The following is a 1,070-nucleotide window of genomic DNA, read 5'->3' as shown; positions in this document are numbered from 1 at the left end:
GTGGGTAGCGGAGAAGCTCGGTGTGGATGACGCGGCTGATCTGTCGGAGGTATGGGAGCGGAGCGTCGGGGTGCCGCAGACGAGTTTCCTCGCTGACTTCACGCAAAGCGAGAAAGACCGCGTAGATACGTTCGACCCGTTGTTTGATATCGAACGGTACCGGGAGGCGTACAAGTCGCTGAGTGGCTTACAGGGCGAATTTGACGAGGAAATCACCGCGAAAAACGAAGAGGTCAGCGAACTTCGCGGGGAATTGAATGATTTGCCGGATGTCGAGTCGGAAGTCAAAGAGTTAGAAGACAAGTTACGAGAGTATGAGGCGGATATTGCGACGATAGAACACCGTGTGACGGTGCTACAGGCCGAACACACGGCGCTTGAGGAGGTCGAGGCTGCGCTTGATGAGAAGCGAGGTGAGTTGAAATCGCTTGAGGACACGAAGATCCCCGCAGCAGAGCGAGAACTCGAACAAGCCAAAGAAGCGCTGGCGGAGGCCAAAGCCGCAGTCGAAACCCTGTCCGATGTCGAAGAAGAGTACGAGGCGCACCGCGAGGCAGAGAAGAAGCGAGAACGGCTGGGAGGAGAAATCGACGAGCGCGAAGAGTTGATCGATGAGCGCGACGAGATCAAAAGCGAAATCAAACAGAAGCGCACCGAGGCCAAGCAGAAAGAGAAGGCAGTTGAAACGGCAGAGCAAGCCAAAGAGCGGCTCGAAGAAGTCGAACCGGACGTTGAGGAGTACCGAGAGCTAGAGGCGGAGGTCGAGGAACTTGAGGACGACGTAGAGCGGATCGGTGAGATCGATTCGGAGATCAACGAGTACGAAGCCGAGATTTTGGAGATCGAAGGCGAAATCGAGGAACTCGAAGATCAGATCGAGGCTGCTGAGGCGCAGCGTGACGAGGCTGAGGAACTCGAAACTCTGCGCGACGAGCGCCGCGAGTTGTCTGTCGAACGAGAGTCGCTACAAAAGGAGGTGGAGGAGCTGAAAGCGCAGAACGAGGAGTTGAAGGAAATCGACGTGGATGATGCGTCGGATGTGCCGTGTCCAACGTGCGATCGGCCGATCA

At 56.3% G+C, this 1,070-nt stretch carries 1 pseudogene; it reads left to right on the top strand.

Features of this window, described 5'->3' with window-relative positions:
- Window positions 1-22: 22 nt before the first annotated feature.
- Window positions 23-1,070 (top strand): annotated as a pseudogene (locus tag U4E84_RS18490) (SMC family ATPase); the annotation flags it as partial.

It is taken from the genome of Halorubrum sp. AD140 (assembly GCF_034497445.1).
Classification (GTDB): Archaea; Halobacteriota; Halobacteria; order Halobacteriales; family Haloferacaceae; genus Halorubrum.
This window is presented reverse-complemented; position numbering and strand designations above follow the sequence as displayed.